Raw genomic sequence first — 20,374 nt, forward strand, 5'->3', positions numbered from 1 at the left:
CCCCTGAAGGCCTGCCCCTCCTGCGCCACCCCCAACCCGTCAAATCCTCTGCGCCGAGGATCTAGGAGCGGCAACGTATGGCACATGTAAAACCCGCAAAGTCCCCGCAAGGATCCGCAAGGTCCCCTGCTAAGTCATTGAAATCATTATCCGCAAGGTCTCGCAGGGATTTTCGTCCGCAAAGTCCCGCAAAGTCCAGGGTTTCCAAGGCTTTCAGCGTCCGCAAAGTCCTACCCGCAAAGTCCCACCCCTACGGGGGAAGGCCTGGCGTGCCGCCGCCTGTGGGCCCGGCCTATTCCCCCTGGGGTTTTGGGGTCGTGAGATCACACTTGGCCGCGGCCAACTGACGATACCTCACGCGCGCTTACCGAGGCGTGGACCACAATGAGCGCACGCCGGCCGACACCACACGCAGGCTGGTCGCAGTCCGCGCAGTTCCGTTCTGTGGCCCGCGTGGCCATCCGTGCTTATAACGCCACGCGTCATACGTTGCCGAAGTGCGAGGCGGTCCGGAGAACCGATGGCGGGCTCTGTCAGCAAATCGCGATGGGCAACGGTCGCTGCTATCTTCACGGCGGTCGCACGCCGAAGGGTAAGGACTGGCATAAGCCGCAGCCCGGGGCCACAGCGACGAAGACCCAGCGGAAGCTGAAGGACATCGAGCGGGCCGCAAAGAAGCGGGCCAAGCGCCTCGATGCAATGACGCTCGACGAGCGCAAGCGCTACGAGGATTGGCGGAAGACGCACAGACCCGGCCCGCGAGCCACAGAGCGCGCCAAGCGGGCGCAGGCCAGAGAGGCGCGGGAGCGGCTTGCAGAAATGGACCGGCCGGCGCCCCAGACCGCGGAGGCGCAAGCCCTGGCTGCAGTCATCGAAACCCTTCGGCATCAGGCGCAGCAACTCAAGGCTGCACAAGACACAGCGACCACCAACCTAACCGACGGGATATTCGGCTAATGGCAAAGAGCGAGCGTCAAATCCGAGAGGAGCTTATCCGAGAGCTTCAGACCACAGGCGGCCTCAAGGCCTACCAAACCGCGATGAAGATCTGTGACGATCCCCACGCGACATCAGCGGCCAAGGCCTCGGCAGTGAACTCGCTGCTCCGGGCAGGCGGGTTCTTCGAGAAGCAGGAGACGGCAGACGAAAAGGAGCTTCACGAGCTCTCCGGCCAGGAGCTTGAGGCAAGAGTGGCGAAGCTGCTGCGAGGATCTCAGGGCAGCGCCAGCGGCAAAGATGACCTGTTCGACTAACCCGACCTAAGGCTCTTCACCACAGCTTTCAGCTTGCTCTTCATCCACATCTTACGCGCGAGCTCGTTGCCTCTCTGGTTGATCCATTCTTCATACTCAGGTGCGCCTGGCTCGGGCTTCGGCCCCTGCGGATTGATCGTCCGCTTTCTGCTCGCGATGTAGGCCAGCAAATCGGCCTCATCGATCAGGACCGGCCGTCCAGGGATGTAGGGCAGCTTTCCAGCCTCGCGCATGCGCGCGACGGTGCGGGTCGAGCAGCGTAGGATCTCTGCGACTTCTGGTTCAGTCAGGAGCTTAGGCGCGCCATTCATGGCTGACATTAAGCAGGCACACGTTCAATAAACAATAGATATGGTCCAAAAGGGCCTGAAGTTGATATTTGTATGGCTATGTATGATGTTGTCGTAAGTAAAGACATACAGAGCGCGGCGTAAAAAAGATTAAGTCAGGCTCGTTGACGGCAAATGTGATTTGTGAGTACTTCTTATTAACGGGACGGAAACACTTTCCGCTGCATCTGTCGTCTGCGACTTTCTTCGGGTCCGGGGTCTTTGCATGCATGTCCAAGGCAGTAGGCGCAAGCTGAAAGCCTAAAGATGCAAAGGCCGACGCTGTAGCCGGTGTTTCAGCCCCGGACCAGAAACCGCCGTCTGAAACACGGCGCAATGAAAGCTACAGCAATGACCACAGAACGCTCGCGCATGATGCGCAGCGAGCTCAGCCTGTTTTGGGCGGAGTCTTCGCGTCTCAATATGCTCCGCCGCCAGGGCGACTTATCGCAACAGGAATTGCAAGAGTTTCGCGACGAGGCACAGGCGATTGCCATGCACTCTCGGTGGGGGCGACTCCGCACCGTCGCCGCGGCGCGGCTTGCTGAGACTGCCGCCTTACCTGCTGGACAAAGAGGGGCTGCCTGACGATCGGCCATATGGGCGCCGTTCTGGCGCCCTTTATCTGCCAGTAGGCGAGTTGGACGCTGGTTGTGCTACTGGCGTCTGCTCAGGGCCTGATGCGGCCTGGTGCGGTGCTTCCTCGGCGTCGTGAGAGTCGCTCAAGGATCCGCCTGCGCTTGAGTGCACCTGTTCGTGAGCCGCAGTCTGCGCTCTACGACGCGTCCACGCTTCGAGCACCTCTTCTCTTAGGGGCGGCCGTGGCTTCGGGAGTATTCTCCAGATCGTCATGGTGAAGACCTTGCCCACGGCCAACACGATCGCCATGCCATAGAGAAAGATCACAGGAGAGAAGTTCTCGACCATCGTCACTGTCCTCCTGCGAAAGGGAGCTACTGCCCAGACAGCTTCTTATACAGCCATTCGGCAGACCGGCCGACGATCAGAGGGATGATTGCAAACAGCACAACGACAATGCCGATCGAGATAAGCCAGAGCATCGGTGTATCTCCTAGCCTGCGATCCCAGTCGCGCCAGCCTTGGCACGGTTCACGATCTTGAGGATGGTGGCGCGGCTGCATCCGGTGGCCGCCTGGATCTGCGACCATGACGAGCCTGCCTTGAGCATCGCGGCAATACCATCGTTGCGGGCCTTATCCTCTTTCCGGCCCTTGTAGAGGCCTTCCGCCTTGGCTCGTGCCTGGCCTTGCTCTTGTCGCCGCCGGCGATCTTCGTAGTCCTTACGGGCGACAGCGGCCAGCATGTCGAGCATCATGCCGTTGATGGCGTCGAACATACGGACGGTGAAGTCATCGGCCTTGGCGTTGGCCATCATCCACGAGGTGGGGAGGTCCAATGCCACGACCCGGACACGATGGGCGGCGAGTTCGGCCTTCAGCTTCTCCCAATCGGCCGCAGTGAGGCGCGACAGCCGATCGACCTGCTCGATCAGCAGGATATCGCCTGGGCGTGCATCCGAGAGGAGCCGGAAGAGCTCAGGGCGGGCCAGCTTCGCGCCGCTCTCGTTCTCGACGTAGTAGGACGCAATGTGCAGGTCGTGCTCCGCGGCGAACGCCTCAAGCTGTTGCCTGGCGCGAGTGGCGTCCTGCTCGTTGGTGGAAGCGCGAAGGTAGGCTCGGACGAACATCTCGGATCACCGTCAGTTCACTTAGGATGGTTCATATAATGATGGTTCACTTAAAATAGTCAATCGGTATTTTGCGAACCAGTTCAGAGATGGTTTTGAAAGGGCATGCTCATTTTGAACCAGATTTCGCGGAGGCCCTATTTATGGAATGAAGCTGCCCTTTGCTTTTTGCAAAGCCTTCTCCACGCTACTGTGGGCCTCCTGGGATAATGGCAGGATTGGGCGCGGCGGCTCAATCCTGGCCAGACCAAGAAGGTCTGCCATCACATACATCACGCGGATGCTGCCAAACGTCCTGAACAACTGCCAAAGCGGCTGAAATGCATCGTTGATACGCATCGCCTCCGAATGATCACCCGCTTGTGCCGCGCGTGTGAGGGCCAATGCCGGAGAAGGCAGAAGGCCCGCAACCACGCTGTACCACGCATCACAGCCAGCCAGCAGGGCGTCGGCTGCGCCCCAATCGCCGCTATAACCAATGGCGAAGCTTTCTGGGGTCATCGCCCGCAGCCGCTCCATCTCACCAGTAAAATCTCCATTCGCAGGAAGCGGCATTTTCACCGCTGTCACGTTCGGGAGCTTCGCCAAACGGGCAATCAGGTCATCGCTGAAGGTGAATTTTGTAGTGCTCGGATTGTTGTAGATGCACAAAGGCAGTCCACCTGCCTCGGCCACCGCCGCAAAGAGTTGAAAGACCTCCTCCTCGGTAAGAGGAGTGTAGGACATAGGGGCCAGCAACAAGCCATCGGCCCCTGCTGTTTTGGCATCGTGGGCAAGCGTTTGGGCCTCGTCGGTTCGAAGCGCGCCCACGCCCACGATAATCGGCGTCTTGCCGCCGACGCATTCCACCGCCACTCGCACGACACGCTGGCGTTCCTCGCGTCTCAGGTAGGCATATCCACCGGTGCTGCCGAGCAAGCCTATAGAGTCTGCCCCTGCCGCCTGGATGTTTTCAAGGAAGCGGCACAGCACGTCAGCTTGCAGATGCCCCGCTGCATCAGTCGGGGTCAAAGGAAAAGCCGACAGGCCGCTGAACAGCTTCGATGCTTTGTGTTTGGTCATCACGTGCGATCCCAAATGCAGGCGCGGTCCTGCAAAATTCAGTAATCAGGTTGAAGGGCGTCCTGCCAGAGCGAGGCCGACGCCAAGCGCGATCATAGCGGCTCCCGAACCTTCCCGCAGGCGGCGGATCAAACCGGGACGTGCCGCCGCACCTGTACGGATGCCACTCGCCGCGAAGGCCACCACGACATCAGCGAGGGTATTGAGAGTAACGGAGACAGAGCCGAGGACAGCAAATTGCAGGGCCACGCTGCCAGCGGCAGGGTCCACGAACTGTGGCACGAAGGCCAGGAAGAAGGCCGCTGTCTTCGGGTTCAACGCCTCGACCAGCACCCCTTCACGAAACGCCCGGCGTGCGCCAACGGGCGGTGCCGCAGTCCCGCCCGCCAAGGCCACCAACGCATCCCGGCGGGCGGCGTGAAAGGTTCGCAGACCAATCCAAACTAGGTAAGCAGCGCCCAGCAACTTCAGGGCAGTAAACAACTCTGCGCTCGTTAGTACGATGGCGGATATACCTAAGCTGCCCGCGAGTACGTGGACCATGCCGCCCAATCCGGTGCCGAAGCTGGAGGCCACCCCTTCCGCACGACCACCGGAGAGAGTGCGGGCAGCGACGTAGAAGATGCCTGGACCGGGCGTGATGGCGAGTACAAAGGCTGCGGCGGAGAACAAGGCGAGTTGGGTGATGTCTGGCATAGGGCTTCCTGGCGTGTCAGAGGCTCAGGCTCGGCATGAAGCCCGTAACGGCAGGGAGGACATGCCGAATCCCGATAGAGGGTGGACATGAGCTAGTCCAAGCGCCAGGATTAGAACACTTAAATTTTGTCAGCCAGCATTAGACTCTCTAATCCATGCTTGATTATGCCCAACTCGCCACTCTCGCTGCTGTCATCCGAACCGGCAGCTTTGAGCGGGCGGCGCAGCACCTCAACGTCACGCCCTCGGCCATCTCCCAAAGGATCAAGCTGCTGGAGGAGCGGCTTGGGGTTGTGCTTGTGGTCCGAGGCCAGCCCTGCACGGCAACAGAGGTCGGCCAGCGCCTGTGCCAGCACGTGGAGCAGGTTGCGCTGCTCGAAGGCTCTTTGCGCGGGAGCCTTCCGGGCCTTCAGGCCGAGAGCCGACCTGTGACCCTGCGGATTGCCGTTAATGCCGATAGTCTCGCGACTTGGTTCATCTCAGCCATGGCGAAGACGGACGGATACCTGTTCGACTTGGTACTGGATGATGAGGACCACAGTGCGGACTGGCTGCGGCGCGGCGAGGTCGTGGCTGGCGTGACGGGGCACAGCACCCCGATCCAGGGCTGCGACTGCCATCCTCTGGGAGCCCTGCGCTATGTTGCGACTGCAAACCCAGAGTATTGCGCCCGGTGGTTTGCCGACGGCTTCAGCGAACTTGCGGCTGCCCGCGCTCCGTGCCTGATCTTCAATCAAAAGGATCGGCTTCAAGCCGAATGGTTACGTCAGGTGCTTGGAGTCGATGTTCATCCCCCACTGCACTGGCTCCCCTCGTCCCAAGCCTTTGTGGATGCGGCCTTGGCTGGGATCGGCTGGGGCATGAACCCGGAGCCGCTTGTGATCGACCACCTTCGCGCCGGTAGGCTGGTTGCGCTCCAGCCTGACCAGCCGTTGGATGTCCCGTTGTTCTGGCAGCAGAGCCGCATCGTGAGCACCGTGCTCTGCCATGTGACCCAGGCTGTCGTGCACGAGGCCAAGAGAATGCTGGTGCCGGGCTGATCCAGGCGCGACGGGAGGCTTCGTCGATCATCTAAAGCGCAGCGTACCTACCCCTCCGCAGCGATCCTGTCGATCAGGTCACATAACCTGATGTCAGCCCCATATTCCGCCGCGAGCCGCGCCAGCCGATATTTTCCCCTAAGGGGAGAGCAGAGCGGGCAGTCGACACAGACGATAACTCACGTTCTCAGGATGTCGAGATTGACGCTTTTTCTCCCCGCCCCCTGAACAGGACGATCCCATCTCCAAGCTGAACAAGCGCGAGTGGCTAGTCCCCACGATAAACTCTCGATCTCCGATTTTCGTGGGGATCGAACCTGCTATCTATTTGAAGTGTCGAATTTATTGAGAAGAAGTGGTGCCCAGGGGCGGAATCCATGGCTGACACAGCTATGAGTCGCCTGCCCAGATTACCTACTCCCGCTATGGGAAGGCTGAATTATTGATCTGGAGCTCGCAAAACCAGCCTGAGCGTTACTCCGCAGCTCCCTATAGCAGGGCCCGAGAGAGCTATAGTCGGAACGTCGCGCGCCGAAACTGTTGTTCGTGCTTACCATGTGATTACTGAAAGCTGTGCGTGCGACCTGCCGGCGGGCCACATGGGATCTAAGCCTCTGGGATATATGGTGAGCGCGCTGGGACCCGAACCCAGGACCCTCTGATTAAAAGTCCGAGGGTCTCGCTGAGGCTGGGGGACGGATGCTCAAATGCGACCCAGGAGCCTACGGAGTCTCTTCAAGCACCTTTCGGACCGCAGCCCGCGGCAGGCCAAAGTGCTTCGCAACTTGTGCCGGCGCCACCCCTGCCAGAAGGGCAGCCCGCACTGCCTTGCGTTGCCCCTCCTGTAATGTGGATGAGGTCTTGCCAGGGCGCGTGGACTTGCGCCGTTGTTTTGATGGGTGCGAATTGTAGCGCTCAAGGAATACGCTGGCATTTCTGACCGCCACCTCCAATTCCGGCCGGCTCCCCCTGCCCTTCTCCATCCGGCGCTGCACCTCCTCCAGAAGCTGGACGAGTTGCTGGGCCAGCTGAGCATCCGACAAGCTGGCCAGCGCCAGCGGCTTGGCCGGAGCAGCAGCCGGTTCGGACCGAGGTGTTGGTACGGTGAGTGTGACCTCGAACAGATCGAGGGTGCGAGGCGAAGATCCCTTGTGCGACATGGACTTTATATGGGCATTCCGCCGCTCTGATCCAAGCTTGGAGGGAGCTCGTCACACCGTGCTCAGAGGCATCCAAGCCCCCCTGCTTCCCGTGGGTTGGAAGGTCATTTCCACCACTTCACGAACCCGTCCGGGGTCAGTTCTATCTCGGGCTTCGGGACTGTCCGCGGCCCCTTGCCTTTCCCGGCCTTGGGATCTCGGGTTCGTCCGGACGCCTTTCGGATCGGGGAATCGTCGAGAGGCCGAGTTTGCGCGATCGGCTCAGCAGAATGGGGCGCCTTTCGGGCCTTGCTGGTTTTACGGCTCTGCCCTGACGGCGGTGCGGCATGCGTGTTGGCTGTTGGAGCAGCGGGTGCCGGATGGGGTCGAACAACTGCCATGTGTCCCACTGCCTTTGTGCCGGTCCGCTTCTGGCCAGTTCGGGCCCCCGGCTCGGGTGCGGCTGGCGTAGCACCAAGACTTGGGATTGCGTCTCCGGCCTCCGCCAGGTCTAAGCCAAACAAGGCCGAGATATCGTCCGTCTCCAGGATCTTCCCAGGATCGGGCGGCCGATTGGAGAGTGGCAGCGCCGTCTCAAGGTTGGCCACCAGATCCTTCTCGTCGACTGCACGCAATTGGAACAGAAGCTCAGGAGCCTCATCGAGCCGGGCCCCGACGCCATACAGCACCGCGGCGACGTGCTTGCACATCAAGGCTCCGTCCGGGCAGGTGCACGAGAACCGGATGTCCGACGGCCTGGGGAACAGGCCTCGGTCCTGGCGGCAGAGCCGCTCCATCACGCCCGTGGAGAACCGGCCTTGCAGCAGCTCGACCAGGGAGTCGATGCCGCCGGCACAATCCGTGCAGATCGACCGCCACAGCGTCGGCGCCAACGCCGTGATGCTAACCGTAACCCTGTAGATTGACGATCCACTGACCAGCGCCTTGATCTCCAGCGCAGAGATCTGAAGGTCGATCACCGCACCGTTACGAACATAGCTGCGGCCGCGCGGCAGGCGATTGTCGAAATCCTGATAACTCTCCAGGTTGTCGCACCACGCCTTGCCCCAGAAGGTCCGGGCGATGGTGCGTCCCTCCAGGACGACAGGAGCGACCGGGTGCCCTTTCTTGCGCAGCTTTTCCACCTCGCGCGCGGCTTGCTTCCGGCGCTCCGCAACCGGAACGTAGGAGGGCCATGCTCCATCGAACCAAGGGGCCATCCGCCCTACTCCGCCATGACCGACCTCAGATCAAGAGCCACCATCCGCAGCAGATCCTCATCCTTCATCTCGGTCAGATTGATCTCGTCGCCACCAGCCAACAGATCGTCCGACAGCCCCTTCTTCGCCTCGATGAGGGCATCGATCTTTTCCTCCACTGTACCCTGGCAGACGAATTTGTGGACCAGGACGTTGTTCTTCTGGCCGATCCGGAAGGCGCGGTCGGTGGCCTGGTTCTCCACCGCCGGGTTCCACCACCGGTCGAAGTGGACCACGTGAGACGCCGCGGTCAGCGTCAGCCCTGAGCCTCCTGCCTTTAGGGACAGAACGAAGAACGGCACGGTCTCGTCCTCCTGGAAGGTCTGAACCAGTGCCCGACGGTTCTTGACCGGGGTGTCGCCATGCAGAACCAACCCACTCTGGCCGAAGATCCCACTCAAGTACGCGGCCAGCGGCGCCGTCATCTCGCGGAACTGGGTGAAGACCAGCATCTTCTCCTGGCGGGCAGCGACCACCTCGGCAATCTCGCGCAGGCGGGCCCACTTGCCGCTGTCCGCCTCGGCCCACTTGCCATCGTTCAGCCACTGCGAGGGATGATTGCAGATCTGCTTCAGCCGCATCAGCGTCGCCAGCACGATGCCCTTGCGCCGGATCCCGTCGGCATCCTGCAAGGCGTTGGTCAGATCCGTCACCGTCTCGGCATAGAGCGCAGCTTGCTTGCGGCTTAACGGGCACAGCGCCTTGACCTCCGCCTTGTCCGGCAGGTCGGCAATGATGGTTCTGTCAGTCTTCATCCGGCGCAGGATGTAGGGCCGGACCAGATCACGCAGCGGGCCGTACGGGTTGTGCGGCCGCTCGGCCAGGGCCTTGGTGGTGCGGCCGAACTCCTTCGCGCTCCCCAACAGGCCGGGGTTGATGAAGTCGAAGATCGACCACAGGTCGCCGAGGTGGTTTTCCACCGGCGTTCCGGTCAGCGCGATGCGGGCTCCCGCCTGCAGGGCCTTGGCCGCCCGGGTCTGCTTGGCATTGGGGTTCTTGATCGCCTGCGCCTCGTCCAGCACCACGAAGCGCCAGGACGTTTCGCCCAGCACCGGCAGGCGCAGCAGCGAGCCATAGCTCGTGATCACCAGATCCAGGCCCGACAATACCTCCCCCGTCATCTGATTGAGGTCTTCGGCCGATACCGCCGAGGGATGCACGATCTTCGCGTTCAGCCCAGGGGCGAAGCGCTCGATCTCCGCCGCCCAGTTGGCCAGCAGCGATGCCGGCGCCACCAACAGGCTCGGCTTGCGCGCGGCTCCCTTCCGCTTCTGGATCAGCAGCAGCGCCAAAACCTGGATGGTCTTGCCCAGACCCATGTCATCGGCCAGACAGGCACCCAGGCCAAGTCCGCTCAGGAGGTGAAGCCATTCGACACCGGCCTTCTGGTACGGGCGCAAGCGTCCCTTCAGGGCCGGGCCAGGATCAACCCCGGCACCGTCGGGGTTGCGCAGCGCCTTCAGCGTCTGGGTCAGCCACGTTCCGGCCGTGACGTGAGACCAGTCGGCAACCGCGGCGGGCTCGTCGTCCCCGGTGGCCTCAGTGCCGGCCAGCAGGCGCATGGCCTCGGCAAAGGTGAGCCCCTCCTGCTCGGCGAGATCCTGCACCTCCTTGAAGCGGCGCATCGCGCGTTCCAGACGCGGACGATCGACTTCCACCCATTGGCCCCGCAGCAGCGCCAGCGTCTCGGTCCCGGCGAGCAAGGCGGCCATTTCCTTAGCCGTGAGCGGCTCACCCTCCAGGGTCACGTCCATGTGGAAGTCGAGCAGGGCGTCAAGCCCTGTCCCGGAGGGCGGACGGGCGCCAACTGTGGCGGTGACCTGCGGGCGTGACGGGCGGCCCGCGCGCCACTGAGCCGGCAGGCGCACGATCACACCGGCGCTTTCCAGGTCGGGCACGCTGTTCAGGAGCCGTGCGGCCTCGGCGGGACTCCAGCGGAGAGGATGAAAGATCTCGCCGGCATCGACCATGGCCTTGAGCCAACTGACGCGCTCCGCCGCCCGCTGCACCGGCATCAAGAGCGACAGCAGCCTGTCTCGATTGGCGGCGCCGGCGTATTCGTGCAACGCCTGGCCGAGCGGCACATGCTGGGCCCTCGCCTGGGACGACAGACGCGTGGTGTAGGTGGCCAGGAAGGCAAAGGGCCATTCCGGGTCGCGGCGGTTCTCCGCCAGATTGAAGTGGACACGGCCGATCAGATTCCAGGCCGGGTTCAGCGTTTTGAGAAAACCTTGCAGTTCAGTCCCGGATGCTGTGAACAGCCCGGCGAATGCGGTGGACAGATCGTCCCACAGCCCACGCAGGATGTTGACGGTCAGGTATTCCGCCCCCGGCATCATCGGGGCGGTCAGCACGAGTGTGGCGAGTTCGTTCTCGGCCAGCGGGGCAACGGCGGACGGCGTCTCTCCGCCCCCACCCGCGCCATGAAGACAGACTGCCTCAACATAGCGTGCGGCGAAATCGCGCCACCAGATGAAGGCGGGGGGCAAGGACTGACCGATTTCTCCCGCTCCGAGTTGCAATAGCCCATATCCGGTGCCACGGCCAAACGCCTCGGCCAGCCGTGCCGCGACTTTGTCATCCAGGGTGGGCGCGTCGACTGCCTCCTCCAGCCAGAGGTGCCCGCGCGGGGTGAGACGCAACTGCACCCGGGGCATTGTGGCTGAAGGCGCTTCCAAGTGTTTCAATCCGCACTATCCGTTTTACAGAGCCGCAAGACCCACTGAACATGGCTGAGAGCCGTCACGAGGAGCACGCGAATTTGTCGGGCGGAATGGCGCCGATCCGGCCCGGATCGCTGCCATTCCGCCAGATCGGCACCAATGAAAGGGGCATAGCACCATAGCTCACAGGGATGCTGCACAGATTCCGATACTCGTCACACGAGGCGTCATGCTGTCGCGACATGGTCGTCCTGTCCCTGGGCCGATACCTCGGAGGCACATCGCAGGATGCCGCGCCGCCGATCATACAGGTGCATGATGCTAGCTGGTGCCAGCGCGTCCGGCCAGAACGTAAAGCCGGCGTGCTGCTGCAGGAACGGTTCCCGCCCGCAGCCCGGGACCAGGCATTCCCGCTTGCCCTTCGGACACCGCGAGAAGGGGCAGAGCCGGCCTTGATAGGCGTCCGCCTCTCCTTGTAGAATGAAGATCTCGACCTGATGGTGAGCCACCCCGATCTGCTTTTCCTTGAACAGCTGGTGGAGGGCCATGCTGCGGGCCCGGTTGAGCGTCTGGAGCCGGTCCAGGCGATCGAGCCATACTGCTAAGTCGACATCCTTGCATTCGTGCCAGACTGGAACGTCCCAGTCTCGGAACGGCTGAAAGCGCGGCACCTCCCGCCACAGCGGCCGGGCGATCGAGCCGATCAACGCCACCGCCGCGACCTCTGGAACCCCGGAGAGTGCTGCAGTCACGGCATCAGCGGCCAGGCGAAACTGTGCCTGGCGGATCAGCATCTGGCGGTCCTGTGCGGCGATCTCCCGGCGTGTGGGTCGTCTCATCGTCAAACCCGTTCCAAGCGAGCGCCAAAAAGGAGAATGGAGATCAATCCCAGCCAGGTCAAAGATCGAAGTCCTCTGGACACACCAAGGTAAGCGGAGCAGATTTGGGGCGCAAGCTTGAACCGTTGTGCAGAGAAGGTTCGCTACGGAGCGACGCCCGCCCGCGCCATTCCGCTCAACCTGCTTTCCGCTTGGCTAAAATCAACGCCAGGGGATTGGGCCTCGCCTCACCGACCCGATGGAGCGTGTTTCGGTCCTGATGAGCAAAAGGTGTGTCCCGGCCATGCACCAGCAGTTCGGTATCGGTCACATAGCTCCAGCTCCCGTCCGGATGGAAGGTAATCGTGATCTTGTAGGTGTCCGTGCGGAACGCCCGCTCCAGAAAGGTTGTCGAGCAGATGCCGTATCCGGTCTGCCCGCGGGTCGCCGTCACGACGATCTCGTCGGAATCGGGTGTCGTCTGGCCAGCCGCGATGGCGACTTGCCCGCGGGGAATGGCGATGGTCTGCATGACGAGGCCGGTCGCCGGCTCCCAGAGCCAATAGCCGACCTGATCATGGAAGGTGATGTCCTCCTCCTCGGTCGTGATGTGGATGTGGTAGCGCAGGCCGTAGAGCAGCTGCGGCCCGTTGGTCTGCGGATCGATCGCCTGGAAGTCGATGGTCTCGATGAACACGCGCCGCTCCGGACCGTCCGCCTTCGGGTTGAGGTCGACCCCCTTGCGTGCGCGCCAGCGCCCAGCCAGCCGCCGCAGAGGACCCAGATTGTTGAGCGTTTCCGGGTCGACGTCGCTGGGTTCGGTGAAAACGTCTGTGAGGGCAGTCATAGGTGAAGGCGTCATGACGGAACCTTTCTGTTTACAGCGGCCAGCGCAAGAACTGTTCCCATTGACACGCTAAGGTAGAACGAATGAGGAACTTGCACTTATTAGTAAGCGTGGTGTGATGGCCGCTGGCTGGGACAGGATAGTGTCCGTCAATGGCCAAGTGGACACTAAGACCGTGGCGTCCAATTCCATGGAAGCAGTTCATCGATCCTGTTGACTGGATGATCAGCGATGCGCTCGATGACGTCGGCGAGATAGGCTTGCGGGTTGATGCCGTTCATTTTGCAGGTTTCGACGATGGTGTAGATGACCGCTGCGCGATCGCCTCCGGCATCGGACCCGCTGAAGAGATAGTTCTTCCGGCCCAGGGCCAAAGGTCTGATGGCCCGCTCAGCGGCATTGTTGCTCATCTCAAGTCGCCCGTCCGTGGTGTAAACCGTGAGAGCCTTCCAGCGGGATGTCATATAGCGGATCGCCTTGGCCAACTCGCTTTTGCCGCTGATGCGGGCGAGCGTCGTGTCGAGATGGCGCTTCAGGATCTCCAGAAGAGGAACAGACCTGGTCAGGCGCACAGCCAGCCGCGTTTCTGGATCCAAGCCGTTGATCCCAGCTTCAACCGCAAACAGCTCGGAGATCAGGTCCAATGCCCGTTCTGCCGAAGGCGAGCGATTGCGGAGGAACTCGTTGTACAGATCGCGGCGGGCGTGGGACCAACAGGCTACCTGGATCAGGCGCGTCTCGCCGGTGAGTGGATGGCCAGCATAGAGCTTGTCGAAGCCGGCATAGGCATCGGCATGCAAGAAGCCACGGCAAGGCGACAGCAGGTGCTGGGCCCGCTCCCCTTTGCGATCCGCAGAATAGGCATAGAACGCCGCGGGCGGCACGGCCGATCCCCATGGACGTTCATCGCGCACAACCGTCCAAAGCCTGCCGATCTTGGTCTTGCCGCGGCCAGGATCGAGGACCGGAACAGGAGTGTCGTCAGCATGCACCGTTTCGCCGGCACGGGCATGGGTTCCGATCCTGTCACTCAAGACCTGAAGCAGCGCTGCCATCGCCCCGACCCAGCCGGCCAGCGTCGAGCGATCGAGATCGACGCCTTCGCGCGCATAGATGTCACTCTGACGATGCAGGGGAAGATGATCGCAATACTTGGAGACCAGGACATGGGCGAGAAGGCTGGGACCAGGTCGACCGCGCTCGATCGGCAGCGATGGCATCGGCGCCTGAACAATCGTCTCGCAGGTGCGGCAGCTCAACTTCGGACGAAGGTGGACGACCCGCTTGAAGTGCGACGGCACATATTCCAGCACCTCACGTTCATCCGTGCCGATCGTGCTGAAGACGCTTCCGCCGCAATTCGGGCAGGTGCAATCCGGCTTGTGCACGATTGTCTCACACGGCAGATGAGCCGGTAGGGGCTTGCGGCCCAGAGACGACTTTGCCGTCGCGCCAGCCGATGGTGAGGATGCAATGGGCCGCGCTGCCGTCCTCTCGATGTCAGCATGAGCCTCGCACTCTTCTAGATCGGCAATCGCCAGTTCCAATTGCTCGATGAGATGGTCGAGTTTCTCCGAGGAGCGGCCGAAGCGGGCGCGCTTCAGGCTCGCGAGCTGCGCCTTCAGCTTCTCGATATAGAGGTTCTTGGCATAAAGCTCCGCCTGCAACTGCGCGGTCAAGGCGCGCAACGCCTCCAGTTCGGCCAGCACATCGGGAGCAGCAAGAGACATATGTTTCTCTAGCACAAGTGACCCGGTACAGCTACGTTTTTAGATGCAGAAACAGTATGTTATCAGGCCATCGTCGGTTTTGGCGGACGCTCGGGCATCAGCGTGCGCCGCCAATCCATGCCTTCAACGAGAAGAGCAAGTTGTGCCGCCGACATTTGCAGCACGCCATCGACAAGCGACGGCCAGACGAACTTGCCATGTTCCAGTCTCTTGGCAAAAAGGCACAGCCCGGTTCCATCCCAGTACAGAGCTTTCAAATAGTCGCCTCGCTTCCCGCGGAAGAGGAACAGATGGCCGGAATAGGGATCGGCGTTCATCCTGTTGACGACCTCCGCCGACAGACCGTCGAACCCACGGCGCATGTCGACCGGCTGGCAGGCCAGATACACCTTCGTTCCCGCAGCGATCTGGATCATGACTTCGCCCCGAGGGCCGAAAGAACCCGCCGCAGCGCCCGCTCGTTGACAAAGGCGTCAACCCGAACACGCGCACCGTTTGGCAGGTCAATCTCAATCACGCCAGGCCGCGCCTCCAGCATCGGCGTTCGGGTCGGCCTCTCGGCTTTTGGTTGTGCCGAACTCTCCACCGGATTGGCGTCCGGCGGGCGAAGAGCCGGCATTGTGATCGCGGGCCCTTCGTCGTCGCACGTCCCGAAGACCCCAATCGGGATGAACTCATTGTGCGATGAAGCTTCCGGGAGCAGCACCAGAGAAGCTGGACGGGGACCCAGCTTGCCTGCTTCGGCAGACCGGATCCAACCGAAAAGCTGATTGTTGTTGACGCCGCGTCGACGAGCCACCTCCGCGACAGCGTTTCCGGGGAGCCTGGCCTCCTCGACAAGCCGCCACTTCTCCTGCGTTGTCCAACTGCGTCGACGGCGAGGCTCCATCTCTGACATACATGCCGCCTAAGTGTCCGCTTCAATCTTCGTGGACACTTATCTCATCCTGATCGCTGCTTCGGTAGGCGGCCATGACGCCACGCTTACGAATGACCCGCCCAACGGCGTTCGTTATGCCCTTTCAAGTTGCTGCAACAGATGGGGTATTCGGCTTTGCGCCACACCCCGCCGGACTGTCACGAGGTGCTGCGCTTCAGGCTGATGGTACAACGTGGTCTGGGTAGGACCAGCCACAAGCATCAGTGGGAGAAGCGCAGCATGAAGCATTATGCCGGCCTCGATGTCTCGGTCAAAGAGACTTCTTTGTGCATTCTGGACGAGACGGGCAAGGTCTGCCGTGAACTGAAGGTGACCAGCCATCCAGACGACTTGGTTCAGGTGCTCCGGGATCCAGCCTGGCGGCTCGAGCGGGTCGGGCTCGAGGCCGGTCCGCTGTCGCAGTGGCTCTACAGCGGGCTGGCCGCGGCGGGATTGCCGGTCATCTGCATCGAGACACGCCACACCAAGGCGTTCCTGAAGGCGCAGGTGAACAAGACCGACCGCAACGATGCTCGCGGCATTGCTCAGATGATGCGCGTCAACCTGTTCCGATCCGTCCATGTGAAGACGCTGGCGAGCCAGCACCGGCGCGCCCTGCTGACCGCACGCAAGTTGTTGCAGGAGAAAGCCATTGCCATTGAGAACGACATCCGCGGTCTGCTGCGCAACTTTGGGCTCAAGGTCGGGGTCATTGGCAAGGTCAGGTTCGAGGACCGGATCCGCGAGCTCGTGGCCGACCTGCCGGAACTGGCTGAGATCATGGCTTGCCTGCTCGAAGCCCGTCAGAGCTTGCGGGAGCGCTTTGCCACTCTTCACCGCAAAGTGTCGGCGACCGTCCGGGATGATGACGTCTGCCGGCGCCTGATGACCATTCCCGGTGTTGGCCCCGTGGTGTCGCTCGCCTTTCGCGCCACGATCGACATTCCGGCACGGTTCAAGAATTCCAAGGCCGTCGGCCCCGCTCTGGGGCTCACGCCGGTTCTCAATCAGTCCGGCGAGAGCAATCGGATCGGACGTGTCTCTCTGTGCGGAGACGCCATGATGCGAGCTCTGCTTTATGAGGCGGCCCAGGTGCTGCTGACCCGGGTGCAGAAATGGTCCTGGCTGAAGGCCTGGGCCGTGAATGTGGCCCGACGGCGCGGCCTGCAAAAAGCCATTGTGGCTCTGGCGCGCCGGTTGGCCGTCATCATGCACCGCCTCTGGAGCGATGGCACTGAGTTCCGCTGGACGAAGGAGAGTGTCTTGGCAGCCGCCTGATCACTCACCGCAACAACCTATCACGAGAACAGGAGGATCGACGAGTTCCGCCAGCCGGTGGAGAGACGTCCCTCGCGGGACGATGGATGAGGTGAGTTCGCGTGGGCACTTGTCTCGGTCGCGCCTGGCGCGATCAGAACGCGCAACAGATTGGGCCACCTCATTCTTCTGATCCCATACTGGGAGAGCCCGAGAGCTGATCCCGAAGAGAAGCAAGACCCGCGAGTGACATCAGACATCGGAGCGGTAAAACAGCCTAAAAGCGCTTGACCTCAAACCGCCGAATAGAGAAGTGCCCGCCGTGAGGCTTCAAGAGTGACCGTAATCCAGTTCGGCAGACGTCAGCCAGAGCCTCCACCCTCCCGCAATAGAGTTTCACCCCACAAGCAACAGCCGCAGTATAAGGCTCCCCCACGCCGCAATCGAAGGAAGCGTTTGCGTTCCTTTGTTACAATGATGGTCGGAGGTTTCGTTGTGGCAGGCTTCGTCGGCCTTGAGGTCGGGCCGCCGCTTGTCGGTTGCAGCGTAAAGGCCAACATCAGCTTCAACTCCGGCGAGAAGATCTATCACGTGCCCGGACAGAAATATTACTGGCAGACGAGAATCAACTGGCTCAAGGGCGAACGATGGTTCTGCTCTGAGATTGCAGCCCGTCAGGCGGGGTGGCGTAAGTCAGGGGTCTGACGTCCCTCCCCGCTTCTCTTCCTGATCTAGCACGAGAGTGATATTGATCCCGCCAGCAGTGGGGGAACGATGCAAGACAACCGAGTGCCTTGCTATTCAGTCAAGGTCGAGATCCCGACTGAGCTCGGCCACCCAGCCGTTTCCTACTTTCTGGTTCGGGTCGACTCTCAGGCGGCGGCAATCCAAGCCGTTGAGGAGATATTGCCGGGCACCTGGGGGGCCGTCGAAGCCACTCTGACTGCTATTCGGAAAGAGACGGTTGAGGCGCTCGATCTGCGGCGCGGCATACCCCGTCAGATTTGAGCCCCCCTGCTCCTGCCTCTCTTCCAGAGGAGGAAGGTAGAGCTTGACAGGAACCTAAGAAATCGGCTACCGCAATATATAGATGCCGAAGTTTTGAGAGCATCGATTCGCCCCGCCACGTGCGGGGTTTGTAGTATCTAGACCCTAAACTATCGTTTCAGCAAAGCCGCTCCACCTCGGGGCGGCTTTTTTCATTTCAGGATGACAAATGAAGCCGTCCAAGCACGTTGATTTCCTGAACGCCCTTGCTCGCCTGATCAACAGTGCAGCAAACCTTATTCGGGCACTCCATCAGTCGGGGCTCCTCAATTACGAAAGCCTCTCGTCATTTTTCGACAGCATCAACTTCTGATGCCCTACTCCCGCGATGCTTCCGTTTCTGTGGACTGCGGGGATAAGACGCCCTCACCTATAGCTTGGTCCTCTCCGAGCTCACCGGCCAACCCGTCAGCACCTGGTCCGAGGAATGCCGGATTGAGATTGAGGCTAATTATCCTACGCTAGAGCATCGGACGGAAAAGTGGATCCGGTTTTCCGTTCTGACCGATGCTCTCATTCAAGAAGAATGCATCGGATGGATCCCAAAAGTGCAAGTCCACTTTTGGGTCCGATGCTTTAGTGACCTAACTATACCCATAAGGGTTAGTCCCTAAGGGGTATCACATGGTTATCTTGGTTATATCGAGCGCATTCATCGGTGGAGCGATTACCATCGCTCTCCTTTGGCCGTATGGGATAGATTTAGCCTTGTTCGCAGCTCCGTTTGGCGGGAGCCTCCTCACACTTGCGGTTGCTCTTCTAGTGCTCGCCTGGGACGCTATGAAGCGTCGGCGCTCGCAGGACAATCAGACTTTTCATATGAAAGAGCCCCGCCAGCCCTGAGGCCAGCAGGGCGATCTGACAACCAAGGGATGCGCCGCATCTCCTGGGAGGGCACGACATAGAGTCGGTAAGCTTGGCGGCAAGGGTCGCCGATGCGACCCTCCGAAAGCGTGACACCTTGTATCGGAACCATCCTCTAGCTTGGCTGTTCCCCATACCCCGATCTAGGTTTGCCCCATAGTATCGGTAACTCAGCGCTCTCCTTCGGGGGGGCGCATTCTTTTTTCGCTAAGCGCCGGCCGACCGCATCGTTCATGCATAATCAAGGCACCATGGATCCAACTCTTATCGAACGGAGTAGCTCGTCGGGGCTAAGGAGGAGTATTCCTAAATAGGATATACTGCCTCGTGAACATAGGAGACTTGCATGACCCGAGAGCAAGTCGAGCACGTCGCGCGAGCGTTCTACGAGGTGGAATTCTCGCTCCCATGGAATGAGGCCGGAGAAGCGACCCAAAACCGCTTCAGAGGTCTCGCTCGCACGGCAATTGCCAGACTGGACCAGCAGATCGTGCAGTATCGCCGGTCAGTCGCCCAGCCAGCCGCATGACGTGCTACCGCACCATGTGTCGCGCTTTCACGGCTCGTCCCTTGTCGCAGGTTTACCTTATAGCGAGGATAAGAGTGTATCGGTCCTGGCCTGCCCCATGTGGGTGATCCGGATGTGATGTTAATTCAGCGTTGGTCTGGGCGCCAGCTTGGAAGCCGGTAGCAAGATCTCTGGTGCGGGCGGCCGGTAGCCCGAGGATGAGTGCGGGCGCACCGTGTTGTAATGCCGGCGCCAATTTTCGATCACCACCTTTGCCTCCTCCAAGGTGTAGAAGATCTCTCCTTTCAGCAGTTCATCGCGGAGCTTGGAGTTGAAGCTCTCGCAATAGCCGTTCTCCCACGGGCTGCCCGGCTCGATGTAGGCTGTCTTGGCGCCCACAGCCGTGATCCACTCGCGCACGGCTTTAGCGACGAATTCGCTGCCGTTGTCGGAACGAATATGGCCTGGAACACCGCGCAGGATGAACAGGTCCGAGAGCACGTCGATCACATCGACGGCTTTCAGCTTCCGGTTCACCCCGATGGTCCGGCACTCGCGCGTGAATTCGTCGATGATGTTGAGCATGCGGAACTTGCGCCCGTCATGGGTGCGATCCTCAACAAAGTCATACGACCAGACATGATTAGGATACTCGGGCCGCAAGCGGATGCAGGATCCGTCGTTGAGCCAGAGCCGTCCTTTCTTCGGTTGCTTTTGCGGCACTTCGAGCCCCTCCCGCCGCCAGATCCGCTCGACCCGCTTCTTGTTCACGAGCCAGCCGGCGTCCCGCAGCAGAGCCGCGATCCGACGGCAGCCGTAACGGCCGTGCTGGGTGGCCAGTGCGATGATGTCGGCCTTCAAAGCCGCCTCATCCTCGGGCTGATTGGGACCCTTGCACTGGGTGGAGCGGTGCTGTCCCAGAACCCGGCAGGCCAGACGCTCTGAGACGCCAAACTTGCTCGTCACGTGATCCACACAGGCGTGCCGGCGGGCGGGGCTTAGCTCGCACGATCTTCAAGCTAACTCCGCCTATCTCAGCCGCTTGGGTGCGCGAGCCGTCCTCGTAGATCACCGCCAGGGCCAGCAAACGGCGGGTCTGCGGGGCATTCTTGGCTCCGGCGGGCCAGTTGGCGCAGGCGGACCGCATTGTAACTAGTCGGCCCTAAATAACCCTGTACCGCCCGCAGTTTTTGAGACACCGGATTGAAGCCTACGCGGCGAGGGCCGCGGATGGA

Annotated in this window: 19 protein-coding genes and 1 pseudogene; 7 read left to right on the top strand and 13 right to left on the bottom strand. The window is 61.2% G+C overall.

What is annotated here, in order from left to right; all coding sequences use genetic code 11:
• Positions 1-546: 546 nt before the first annotated feature.
• Both KBI52_RS07315 and KBI52_RS07320 read left to right on the top strand, forming a co-directional pair.
• Positions 547-957 (top strand): hypothetical protein, encoded by a 411-nt coding sequence (locus tag KBI52_RS07315; protein WP_210806385.1) that lies wholly within the window; start codon positions 547-549, stop codon positions 955-957.
• Complete coding sequence (locus KBI52_RS07320) at positions 957-1,253, top strand: hypothetical protein (RefSeq protein WP_210806387.1); 297 nt, start codon at positions 957-959, stop codon at positions 1,251-1,253. Before KBI52_RS07315 ends, KBI52_RS07320 begins: the two co-directional genes overlap by 1 nt.
• On the opposite strand, the gene KBI52_RS07325 is transcribed toward KBI52_RS07320, so the two are convergent.
• The 4 genes from KBI52_RS07325 to KBI52_RS07340 all read right to left on the bottom strand — a co-directional run bounded on the left by KBI52_RS07325 (position 1,250) and on the right by KBI52_RS07340 (position 5,048).
• On the bottom strand, positions 1,250-1,564 hold the full coding sequence (locus KBI52_RS07325; RefSeq protein WP_210806389.1) for a helix-turn-helix domain-containing protein: 315 nt from the start codon (positions 1,562-1,564) through the stop codon (positions 1,250-1,252). The two genes, KBI52_RS07320 and KBI52_RS07325, sit on opposite strands and share 4 nt — an antisense overlap.
• 1,090 nt (positions 1,565-2,654) lie before the next feature.
• Positions 2,655-3,290, bottom strand: a complete 636-nt coding sequence (locus KBI52_RS07330; RefSeq protein ID WP_210806391.1) for a recombinase family protein — start codon at positions 3,288-3,290, stop codon at positions 2,655-2,657.
• Between the two features lie 141 nt (positions 3,291-3,431).
• Positions 3,432-4,352 (bottom strand): dihydrodipicolinate synthase family protein, encoded by a 921-nt coding sequence (locus tag KBI52_RS07335; RefSeq protein ID WP_210806393.1) that lies wholly within the window; start codon positions 4,350-4,352, stop codon positions 3,432-3,434.
• 45 nt (positions 4,353-4,397) lie between these two features.
• On the bottom strand, positions 4,398-5,048 hold the full coding sequence (locus KBI52_RS07340) for a LysE family translocator (RefSeq protein ID WP_210806395.1): 651 nt from the start codon (positions 5,046-5,048) through the stop codon (positions 4,398-4,400).
• A gap of 155 nt (positions 5,049-5,203) precedes the next feature.
• On the opposite strand from KBI52_RS07340, the gene KBI52_RS07345 reads away from it, so the two are divergent.
• Positions 5,204-6,088, top strand: coding sequence for a LysR family transcriptional regulator ArgP (locus tag KBI52_RS07345; RefSeq protein ID WP_210806397.1), 885 nt, complete (start codon positions 5,204-5,206; stop codon positions 6,086-6,088).
• A gap of 722 nt (positions 6,089-6,810) precedes the next feature.
• Here KBI52_RS07345 and KBI52_RS07350 read toward each other — a convergent pair.
• The 8 genes from KBI52_RS07350 to KBI52_RS07385 form a co-directional block, all read right to left on the bottom strand.
• The gene (locus KBI52_RS07350) at positions 6,811-7,248 is read right to left on the bottom strand and encodes a hypothetical protein (protein WP_210806399.1); all 438 of its coding nucleotides are present in this window, start codon (positions 7,246-7,248) and stop codon (positions 6,811-6,813) included.
• A 104-nt stretch (positions 7,249-7,352) separates the two neighbouring features.
• A complete protein-coding gene (locus KBI52_RS07355) occupies positions 7,353-8,447 on the bottom strand; it encodes an SWIM zinc finger family protein (protein ID WP_210806401.1) in 1,095 nt (364 codons plus the stop codon).
• 5 nt (positions 8,448-8,452) lie between these two features.
• Positions 8,453-11,143, bottom strand: a complete 2,691-nt coding sequence (locus KBI52_RS07360; protein ID WP_210806403.1) for a DEAD/DEAH box helicase — start codon at positions 11,141-11,143, stop codon at positions 8,453-8,455.
• A 233-nt stretch (positions 11,144-11,376) separates the two neighbouring features.
• Positions 11,377-11,943 (bottom strand): hypothetical protein, encoded by a 567-nt coding sequence (locus KBI52_RS07365; RefSeq protein ID WP_247654249.1) that lies wholly within the window; start codon positions 11,941-11,943, stop codon positions 11,377-11,379.
• 220 nt (positions 11,944-12,163) lie between these two features.
• The gene (locus KBI52_RS07370) at positions 12,164-12,829 is read right to left on the bottom strand and encodes a heme-binding beta-barrel domain-containing protein (RefSeq protein ID WP_210806407.1); all 666 of its coding nucleotides are present in this window, start codon (positions 12,827-12,829) and stop codon (positions 12,164-12,166) included.
• Positions 12,830-12,981: 152 nt separating this feature from the next.
• Positions 12,982-14,544: an IS66 family transposase gene (locus KBI52_RS07375; protein ID WP_210806410.1), complete on the bottom strand. Its 1,563-nt coding sequence runs from the start codon at positions 14,542-14,544 to the stop codon at positions 12,982-12,984.
• A 62-nt stretch (positions 14,545-14,606) separates the two neighbouring features.
• Positions 14,607-14,960 carry an IS66 family insertion sequence element accessory protein TnpB gene (gene tnpB, locus KBI52_RS07380; protein WP_210806412.1) on the bottom strand — a complete coding sequence of 118 codons (354 nt, stop codon included), beginning with the start codon at positions 14,958-14,960 and terminating at the stop codon, positions 14,607-14,609.
• Positions 14,957-15,442: a transposase gene (locus KBI52_RS07385; protein ID WP_210806414.1), complete on the bottom strand. Its 486-nt coding sequence runs from the start codon at positions 15,440-15,442 to the stop codon at positions 14,957-14,959. Before KBI52_RS07385 ends, tnpB begins: the two co-directional genes overlap by 4 nt.
• 261 nt (positions 15,443-15,703) lie before the next feature.
• On the opposite strand from KBI52_RS07385, the gene KBI52_RS07390 reads away from it, so the two are divergent.
• The 4 genes from KBI52_RS07390 (at position 15,704) to KBI52_RS07405 (ending at position 19,160) form a co-directional block, all read left to right on the top strand.
• Positions 15,704-16,741: an IS110 family transposase gene (locus tag KBI52_RS07390; RefSeq protein WP_210806416.1), complete on the top strand. Its 1,038-nt coding sequence runs from the start codon at positions 15,704-15,706 to the stop codon at positions 16,739-16,741.
• A gap of 474 nt (positions 16,742-17,215) precedes the next feature.
• Positions 17,216-17,425, top strand: a complete 210-nt coding sequence (locus KBI52_RS07395) for a hypothetical protein (RefSeq protein WP_262266473.1) — start codon at positions 17,216-17,218, stop codon at positions 17,423-17,425.
• A gap of 511 nt (positions 17,426-17,936) precedes the next feature.
• The gene (locus tag KBI52_RS07400; RefSeq protein ID WP_210806420.1) at positions 17,937-18,080 is read left to right on the top strand and encodes a hypothetical protein; all 144 of its coding nucleotides are present in this window, start codon (positions 17,937-17,939) and stop codon (positions 18,078-18,080) included.
• An 897-nt stretch (positions 18,081-18,977) separates the two neighbouring features.
• Positions 18,978-19,160: a hypothetical protein gene (locus KBI52_RS07405; protein ID WP_210806422.1), complete on the top strand. Its 183-nt coding sequence runs from the start codon at positions 18,978-18,980 to the stop codon at positions 19,158-19,160.
• A gap of 120 nt (positions 19,161-19,280) precedes the next feature.
• Here KBI52_RS07405 and KBI52_RS07410 read toward each other — a convergent pair.
• Positions 19,281-20,141 (bottom strand): annotated as a pseudogene (locus KBI52_RS07410) (IS3 family transposase); the annotation flags it as partial.
• Between the last annotated feature and the right edge of the window lie 233 nt (positions 20,142-20,374).

It is taken from the genome of Microvirga sp. HBU67558 (assembly GCF_018069605.1).
In the GTDB taxonomy this organism is placed as follows: Bacteria; Pseudomonadota; Alphaproteobacteria; order Rhizobiales; family Beijerinckiaceae; genus Microvirga; species Microvirga terrae.

What these genes read in the sequence shown, in the direction of transcription:
- KBI52_RS07315 (WP_210806385.1), top strand. Translation starts at nt 547, where the DNA reads ATGGGCAACGGTCGCTGCTATCTTCACGGCGGTCGCACGCCGAAGGGT.
- KBI52_RS07320 (WP_210806387.1), top strand. Translation starts at nt 957, where the DNA reads ATGGCAAAGAGCGAGCGTCAAATCCGAGAGGAGCTTATCCGAGAGCTT.
- KBI52_RS07325 (WP_210806389.1), bottom strand. Translation starts at nt 1,564, where the DNA reads ATGAATGGCGCGCCTAAGCTCCTGACTGAACCAGAAGTCGCAGAGATC.
- KBI52_RS07330 (WP_210806391.1), bottom strand. Translation starts at nt 3,290, where the DNA reads ATGTTCGTCCGAGCCTACCTTCGCGCTTCCACCAACGAGCAGGACGCC.
- KBI52_RS07335 (WP_210806393.1), bottom strand. Translation starts at nt 4,352, where the DNA reads ATGACCAAACACAAAGCATCGAAGCTGTTCAGCGGCCTGTCGGCTTTT.
- KBI52_RS07340 (WP_210806395.1), bottom strand. Translation starts at nt 5,048, where the DNA reads ATGCCAGACATCACCCAACTCGCCTTGTTCTCCGCCGCAGCCTTTGTA.
- KBI52_RS07345 (WP_210806397.1), top strand. Translation starts at nt 5,204, where the DNA reads ATGCTTGATTATGCCCAACTCGCCACTCTCGCTGCTGTCATCCGAACC.
- KBI52_RS07350 (WP_210806399.1), bottom strand. Translation starts at nt 7,248, where the DNA reads ATGTCGCACAAGGGATCTTCGCCTCGCACCCTCGATCTGTTCGAGGTC.
- KBI52_RS07355 (WP_210806401.1), bottom strand. Translation starts at nt 8,447, where the DNA reads ATGGCCCCTTGGTTCGATGGAGCATGGCCCTCCTACGTTCCGGTTGCG.
- KBI52_RS07360 (WP_210806403.1), bottom strand. Translation starts at nt 11,143, where the DNA reads ATGCCCCGGGTGCAGTTGCGTCTCACCCCGCGCGGGCACCTCTGGCTG.
- KBI52_RS07365 (WP_247654249.1), bottom strand. Translation starts at nt 11,943, where the DNA reads ATGCTGATCCGCCAGGCACAGTTTCGCCTGGCCGCTGATGCCGTGACT.
- KBI52_RS07370 (WP_210806407.1), bottom strand. Translation starts at nt 12,829, where the DNA reads ATGACGCCTTCACCTATGACTGCCCTCACAGACGTTTTCACCGAACCC.
- KBI52_RS07375 (WP_210806410.1), bottom strand. Translation starts at nt 14,544, where the DNA reads ATGTCTCTTGCTGCTCCCGATGTGCTGGCCGAACTGGAGGCGTTGCGC.
- tnpB (WP_210806412.1), bottom strand. Translation starts at nt 14,960, where the DNA reads ATGATCCAGATCGCTGCGGGAACGAAGGTGTATCTGGCCTGCCAGCCG.
- KBI52_RS07385 (WP_210806414.1), bottom strand. Translation starts at nt 15,442, where the DNA reads ATGTCAGAGATGGAGCCTCGCCGTCGACGCAGTTGGACAACGCAGGAG.
- KBI52_RS07390 (WP_210806416.1), top strand. Translation starts at nt 15,704, where the DNA reads ATGAAGCATTATGCCGGCCTCGATGTCTCGGTCAAAGAGACTTCTTTG.
- KBI52_RS07400 (WP_210806420.1), top strand. Translation starts at nt 17,937, where the DNA reads ATGAAGCCGTCCAAGCACGTTGATTTCCTGAACGCCCTTGCTCGCCTG.
- KBI52_RS07405 (WP_210806422.1), top strand. Translation starts at nt 18,978, where the DNA reads ATGACCCGAGAGCAAGTCGAGCACGTCGCGCGAGCGTTCTACGAGGTG.